The sequence below is a fragment of the Bordetella trematum genome, assembly GCF_900078335.1.
GTDB classification, from domain to species: domain Bacteria; phylum Pseudomonadota; class Gammaproteobacteria; order Burkholderiales; family Burkholderiaceae_B; genus Bordetella; species Bordetella trematum.
Genome location: NZ_FKBR01000022.1, coordinates 132,659 through 138,701 on the forward strand (window position 1 = coordinate 132,659; position 6,043 = coordinate 138,701).

7 protein-coding genes and 2 tRNA genes are annotated in these 6,043 nt (G+C 64.2%); 5 read left to right on the top strand and 4 right to left on the bottom strand.

Annotated elements, in window-relative coordinates; translation table 11 throughout:
• Nucleotides 1-4 precede the first annotated feature (4 nt).
• Nucleotides 5-1,339, bottom strand: coding sequence for an MFS transporter (locus A7V84_RS11550; RefSeq protein ID WP_025516733.1), 1,335 nt, complete (start codon nucleotides 1,337-1,339; stop codon nucleotides 5-7).
• 32 nt (nucleotides 1,340-1,371) lie between these two features.
• Entirely contained in the window at nucleotides 1,372-2,085 is a 714-nt protein-coding gene (locus A7V84_RS11555; RefSeq protein ID WP_231886817.1) for a class II aldolase/adducin family protein, read from the bottom strand.
• A 161-nt stretch (nucleotides 2,086-2,246) separates the two neighbouring features.
• Between A7V84_RS11555 and A7V84_RS11560 the strand changes: the two genes are divergently transcribed.
• From A7V84_RS11560 to A7V84_RS11580, 5 genes are all read left to right on the top strand, one after another.
• On the top strand, nucleotides 2,247-2,951 hold the full coding sequence (locus tag A7V84_RS11560; RefSeq protein ID WP_025516736.1) for a TetR/AcrR family transcriptional regulator: 705 nt from the start codon (nucleotides 2,247-2,249) through the stop codon (nucleotides 2,949-2,951).
• 55 nt (nucleotides 2,952-3,006) lie between these two features.
• Complete coding sequence (locus tag A7V84_RS11565; protein ID WP_082832909.1) at nucleotides 3,007-3,840, top strand: SDR family NAD(P)-dependent oxidoreductase; 834 nt, start codon at nucleotides 3,007-3,009, stop codon at nucleotides 3,838-3,840.
• 105 nt (nucleotides 3,841-3,945) lie between these two features.
• A complete protein-coding gene (locus A7V84_RS11570; protein ID WP_025516739.1) occupies nucleotides 3,946-4,554 on the top strand; it encodes a LysE family translocator in 609 nt (202 codons plus the stop codon).
• Nucleotides 4,555-4,654: 100 nt separating this feature from the next.
• A tRNA-Gly gene (locus tag A7V84_RS11575) sits at nucleotides 4,655-4,730 on the top strand.
• Between the two features lie 60 nt (nucleotides 4,731-4,790).
• A tRNA-Cys gene (locus A7V84_RS11580) sits at nucleotides 4,791-4,864 on the top strand.
• A 491-nt stretch (nucleotides 4,865-5,355) separates the two neighbouring features.
• Here A7V84_RS11580 and A7V84_RS11585 read toward each other — a convergent pair.
• Together A7V84_RS11585 and A7V84_RS11590 are read right to left on the bottom strand one after the other, a co-directional pair.
• Nucleotides 5,356-5,625 carry a hypothetical protein gene (locus tag A7V84_RS11585; protein ID WP_063491429.1) on the bottom strand — a complete coding sequence of 90 codons (270 nt, stop codon included), beginning with the start codon at nucleotides 5,623-5,625 and terminating at the stop codon, nucleotides 5,356-5,358.
• The coding region (locus A7V84_RS11590; RefSeq protein WP_063939996.1) for a hypothetical protein at nucleotides 5,609-6,043 on the bottom strand (435 nt) is incomplete at its 5' end. The genes A7V84_RS11585 and A7V84_RS11590, both read right to left, overlap by 17 nt.

Sequence of the window (6,043 nt, forward strand, 5' to 3'; positions counted from 1 at the left end):
TTGTTCAGCGGCTGGAGACCGCGCTGATCCCGAAGGCCGGCGTCTCGTTGCGCGGACCGCTGCTGCGCAAGCGGGTCAGGAATACGAACAGCACCACTCCATATGTCAGCACCGACAGCGCCAGGACCACCATGCCAGCCGAATAGTTGCCAAAGGCATCCCTGGCCCAGCCCGTCAGGTAGGGGCCGACGAATCCGCCCAGATTGCCCACCGAGTTCACCAGCCCGATGCCGGCGGCAGCGGCCGCGCCTGTCAGAAAGAGCGTCGGCAGGGCCCAGAACAGAATGTTGCTGGCGAGAATGCCGGACGCGCCGATACACAGGCCGATCAGGCCAAGCACCGGCGAAGCCGAGAACCCCGCCAGCAGCAGGCCCAGGCTGCCGACGGCGGCGGGAATCAGGATATGGAAACGTTTCTCACCCATCTTGTCGGAGTGACGTGCGTTCAACACCATGGCGAAGGCCGCGCACAGATAGGGGACGGCCGTCAGCAGGCCGGCCTGCGCGTCGCTCAGACCACCGAAGCCCTTGATGATCTGCGGCATCCACAGCGTGATCCCGAACAGCGCGGTGATGTTGCACAGAATGGCCAGCGAAAGCAGCAGCACCCGCCCGCTCATCAGGGTCTGCATCACGCTGTAGGTCTTCTTGCTCTCCTTTTGCCGGCGTTCCTGCTCCAGCGTCTCCACCAGCCACTGGCGCTGCGCCGGCTGCAACCAGGCCGCCTTGGCCGGCTGGCTCTCCAGCCTGAAAAAGGCGATCACCCCGACCACGACCGCCAACCCGCCCTCAAGCAGGAACATCCACTTCCAGCCGGCCAGCCCGCCCGCTTCATGCAGGTAGGCGATGATGCCGGTCGACAGAGGCGCGCCGATCAGCACCGAAATAGGCAGGCCCAGGATGAACACCGCCGTGGCGCTGGCCAGCACCCGGGCCGGGAACCACAACGTGAGATACAGCACGATCCCCGGGAAGAAGCCCGCTTCGGCCACACCCAGCAGAAAGCGCATGACATAGAACGAGGTCTCGCCCTGCACAAAGGCAAAACCCGCCGAAATGATGCCCCAGGTGACCATGATGCGCGCGATCCAGACGCGCGCGCCGACGCGATGCAGGATCAGGTTGCTAGGCACCTCGAACAGGAAATAGCCGATCGAGAAGATCCCGGCCCCAAAACCGTAGATCTTGGCGGTGAAGGCCAGCTCTTCGTTCATGTGCAGTGCGGCGAAGCCGACGTTCACACGATCCAGAAAAGCGACGATGTAGCACAGCACCAGGAAAGGCAGGATCTTCCAGTACAGCTGCCGTATGGTTGTTTTCTCGAGAGTTTGCTTGTCCATGTTGTCTCCGATTCTTGTTGTTATGAAAAATCTCAGTCTGCGTAGCCCGGCGACGCCTGGTCGAGCCGACGCAGCAACGCCGGCCACTCGCGCGATTGCGGCTTGACCAGGTCCGCCATCCATTGAGCGGCCGTCAGGCTTGCCAGCGCCTCATCGGGCAGGCGCAGCGGGCGCCCGCTGGCCTGCGCCTGCAGTTGCACCCTGGCCGCCTTCTCCAGGTAGAACATCTCCACGAAAGCGTGACCCACGGAGCGGCCGACGGTGAGGGTGCCGTGATTGCGCAGGATCATGGCCGCGCCCGCGCCCAGATCGGCCACCAGCCGTTCCTGCTCACCCATGGTCAGGGCGATGCCTTCATAGTCGTGATAGCCCAGGCGACCATGAAAGCGCATGGCGTGCTGCGTCAACGGCAGCAGCCCTTCCTCCAGACACGACAGCGCCATGCCCGACTCGGTATGCAGGTGCATGACGCACTGCGCATCCTCGCGCGCAGCGTGGATGGCTCCGTGGATCACGAAGCCGGCCGCATTCGGAGCGGCGATCGATGGGCCGATCACATTGCCTTGCAGATCGATCTTCACCAGACTGGACGCGGTGATTTCGTCAAAGGCCAACCCCAGCGGGTTGACCAGGAAATGATGCTCCTTGCCCGGCACCCGGGCCGACAGGTGGGTGTAGATCAGATCGTCCCAGCCGAACAGCGCGCACAAGCGATAGGCCGCCGCCAGATCGCGCCGCACCTGCATCTCGGCGGCGCTGGCCGGGGTGGTATCCTGCACCTGTCGCACAGGCAGGTCGAATGATGAATATGACGTTTCTTGCCCCTGCATTTCTCTCACTACCTCACTCAAGACTCTGAACAATCGGTACGCTCAATTAATAAACTGAACGTTTAGTATTGAAAATTATGGTTGAAGCCAAGTCAAGCCAGGGCTTGCCCTCGGGTGCGTCGCCGGGCCGCGGTCGCAAGCGCAGCGTGGCCGTCGAGATCGCCGTGCTGGATGCCACCTACGCCTTGCTCTCGCAGGATGGGCTGCATGCCACCACGGTGGAATCCATCGCGACGCGCGCCAAAGTCAGCAAGGCCACCATCTACAAGTGGTGGCCCAATCGCGCCGCCGTCATCATGTCGGCCTTTCTGCGCTACGGCGGACAAGCCCTGCCCTATCCGGAAGAGGTCACGCTGCAAAGCGTGATCGACCGCCTGATGGTCATGGCCGAGGAATTCACCGGCATCGTCGGCACCATGGTCAAAGCTCTGATCGCTGAGGGGCAATCGGACCCGGAGGTGGCCCAGGCCTTTCGCGACGGCTACATCGCCGAGCGTCGCAAGCACGGGGTGGAGATCGTCAACGACGCCATCAAACGCGGGCTGATCCACAAGGCCGACCCCAACGTCGTGCTGGACCTGCTCTACGCGCCGCTCTATTACCGGCTGCTGGTCGGCCATCAGCCGCTGACCCGGGAGTTCGTGCACGACCATGTCGTGCTGGCCATGAAGGGTCTGGCGCGCGCGCCCGATGCGATCACGCTGGTGATGCCGGCAGCCCGCAAGAAAGCCGCCAAAAGCCCGGCCCGGAAAACTCCTGCCGCCCGCCCCCGCAAAGCCTGATTCCGGATTGACTTCGCTGCCCCAATATTTAAACTAAACGTTTCGTTTACTATTAATGAAACGCGAGGCAGACATGAAAGGCGGCAACCCATTGCAGAATCAGGCACAACGCAAGCAGGCCGGCGCCTGCGTCGTGGTCACCGGCGCGGCCGGCGGCATCGGCGCGGCGGTGGCCCGCCGCTTGCACGACGATGGCTGGCATGTGGTGGCCACCGACCTCTGCGCCGCCGCCCTGTCAGAGGCACTGCAGACCAGTCCCCGCATGACCCTGGCGACGCTTGATGTCGCCCGTCCCGAGTCCGTGGCGCAGCTGGCGGAGCATCTGCACAGCAGCCTGCCCGCCGGCGTGGCCGGCCTGGTCAATGTGGCCGGCGTGCTGCAGGATGTGCGCGCGTTGCTGGACATGGACGACGACGCCGCACGCCGCATCTGGGAGGTCAATTACTTCGGCGCCGAGCGTTGTATGAAAGCCCTGGCTCCCGCCATGATGGCCGGCGGCGGCGGCTCGGTGGTCAACATCACTTCGATCAACGAGCTGCAACCGCTGCCCCTGCACGCCTATGCGCCCAGCAAGGTGGCGCTGGGCGCGCTGACCCGCCTGGCCGCCGGGGAGTTCGGGCCGGCGGGCGTGCGCGTCAACGCCGTGGCGCCGGGGTTCACGCTTACGCCGATCTTCCGCGACAAGCTGGACAGCGGCAAACGCGACGCCGGCATGATCGAGCAGCACACCGCCATGGGCCGCCTGGTGGAAACGAGCGAGATTGCCTCGGCCGTCAGTTTTCTGATCGGTGACGACGCCAGCGCGATTACCGGCATTTCGTTGCCGGTGGATTGTGGCTGGCTGGCCAGCGCCCACTGGATGAACTTCCGCCAGCTCGGCGCGGCCTGACGCGCGCCGGCGCGCCGTTTGCCGCGCGGCCCGCGCGACGCTAGACTGGATGCGAGCCGGCCTGTCCGAGTGCCGGCGCCACCTTCACGCCCCCTGCCTGCCGCCATGTCCCTGCAAAGCTGGCTGATCTACCTGATCGCCGTCACCGGCCTTTCGCTCACCCCTGGCCCCAACACCCTGCTGGCCCTCACCCACGGAGCGCTGCACGGCCATCGCAAAGCAGTCTGGACCATCACCGGCGGCGCGGCAGGTTTCATCGCGCTGATCGCGCTGTCCATGCTGGGCATCGGTGCCCTGCTCAAGGCCTGGGCGCCGGCATTGACTGCCCTGAAGTGGATCGGCGGCGCATATCTGCTGTGGTTAGGCATCCAGCTATGGCGCGCGCCCGCCGTCCAGTTGCAGCCTGCCCCGGGGCAGCCCACCCGGCGCGGCACGCGGCTGTTCAGCCAGGGCTTCGCCGCCGCGATCTTCAATCCCAAGGCGCTGCTGTTCTACGGCGCCTTCCTGCCGCAGTTCATCGACCCGGCCCGCAGCCTGCTTACCCAGTTCGCCGTGATGGCGGCCACCTTCGCCGCAATCGAATTCGCGGTGGAGTACCTGCTCGCCCGCACGGCGCATCGCGTACGGCCCTGGCTGGAGCGCACCGGACGGCGCTTCAACAAAGCCTGCGGCGGCCTGTTCGCCCTGATGGGGGCGGCCTTGCCGACCACGTGAACCCCGGCTGCGCCTGTCGCTTGAACATTTCCTCGAAATGTGTGTATAATTATTTTCTTCGTTGAACACGCAGTGTTTTACGAAAATGCTGAAAAGCAACGCGGGAGTAGCTCAGTTGGTAGAGCGCAACCTTGCCAAGGTTGAGGTCGCGAGTTCGAGACTCGTCTCCCGCTCCAGTATTCAAAAAAGGGAAGCCCCGGCATCTTGGCCTGCTTCCTTTTTTCTTGCAGTCTGCCGGCGCAATGGCAGAGTGGTTATGCAGCGGATTGCAAATCCGTGTACGTCGGTTCGATTCCGGCTTGCGCCTCCAAGTACCGAAAGGCCCACAGCAATGTGGGCCTTTTTCTTTTGCGGCGCTGTGTGGGGATTTCTTGCCATACCAAATAGCCCCGTACGGAATGATGAGCGCCTTGCGGATCCAGCCATCTACTGATCTATACTGTGTTTTTATCCAGTAATCATGTGATGGTACATCCCTCCCAGTTCTCCCCCAGAATGAGCAAGGGCAGTTGCTGGGCCTGCGCGCATTGGCATGGCCGCTGGAGCGGATCGCACCCCGTCTGCGATAAAGATGATCGACCGATCGTGATGGGGCAGCCCCAATACGGCTGCGCGTACTGGATGCGCGAGCCAGGCGCGGATGATGGCCCAATCGAGCCGATGCCGCCTGAGGGCTAAATCTGGGTGCAAAGACGCGCCCACGTCTCATTGCCTTCGAAAATCTGACGCCGCACAGGCCCCGGCGTCAGATCGACTTGCTCAGCAGAGTCAAACCACACCGGCCGCGCATGGTCGCAGTACTCAACCCCCACCCTTGCCGCCGGGGCCGCGCACCCAGCGAGACTTAAGCCCAGCAGCAACAGCATCATCGTCCTTGCGGGCCACTTCCATCTGCACATCACGCACCTCCTGACGGGCCTTCGCCGCCTGCTCGTTGATCTGGTCCTGCCGCTCCTGCCGCTCTGCCCGACGCCCTGTGGCGCGTCCCCGGTAGAAGACGCTGGCTAGCGCCGCCAGCGCCAGGCCGGCCAGCAAGAGCCAACCCTTGATTCGCTCAAACCACACTGGCATTTCCCCCCTCCACCCCGGCAACTGCCTGGGCATATAGCCCGCCCCAGGTCTGCGGGTGCGGCTTGCCGGGCCGCCAGGTCCGGATGTACAGCTCCCAACCGCCTTTCACATCACCAACTGCGGGCAGGCGCCAGGCGTCTGTCCACATAAGCAGGCGCGCAAAGGCAGCCGCCAGCACGTCGTCGAACTCCAGTGCCGGATGCACCACCGCGGCCACTGGCTCCACGCCGCGCAGGCCGCAGATCCTGTATGCATGCTCGCGACTGGCCGGATGGGTCAGCACCCCACGCACCCCGCCCCCTCGCTCAAACTGCCACAGCCCGCGCGCCGGCCCATTGCCAAGCTGCCGCCGATGCAGAAAGCGGCTTTCCTGCAGGCCGATGGACAGCAGCATGACGCGGGCAGCTGGCGTATCCAT

Coding starts and splice junctions, on each gene's coding strand:
- A7V84_RS11550 (WP_025516733.1), bottom strand. CDS start 1,339: ATGGACAAGCAAACTCTCGAGAAAACAACCATACGGCAGCTGTACTGG.
- A7V84_RS11565 (WP_082832909.1), top strand. CDS start 3,007: ATGAAACGCGAGGCAGACATGAAAGGCGGCAACCCATTGCAGAATCAG.
- A7V84_RS11585 (WP_063491429.1), bottom strand. CDS start 5,625: ATGCCAGTGTGGTTTGAGCGAATCAAGGGTTGGCTCTTGCTGGCCGGC.
- A7V84_RS11555 (WP_231886817.1), bottom strand. CDS start 2,085: ATGCAGGTGCGGCGCGATCTGGCGGCGGCCTATCGCTTGTGCGCGCTG.
- A7V84_RS11570 (WP_025516739.1), top strand. CDS start 3,946: ATGTCCCTGCAAAGCTGGCTGATCTACCTGATCGCCGTCACCGGCCTT.
- A7V84_RS11560 (WP_025516736.1), top strand. CDS start 2,247: ATGGTTGAAGCCAAGTCAAGCCAGGGCTTGCCCTCGGGTGCGTCGCCG.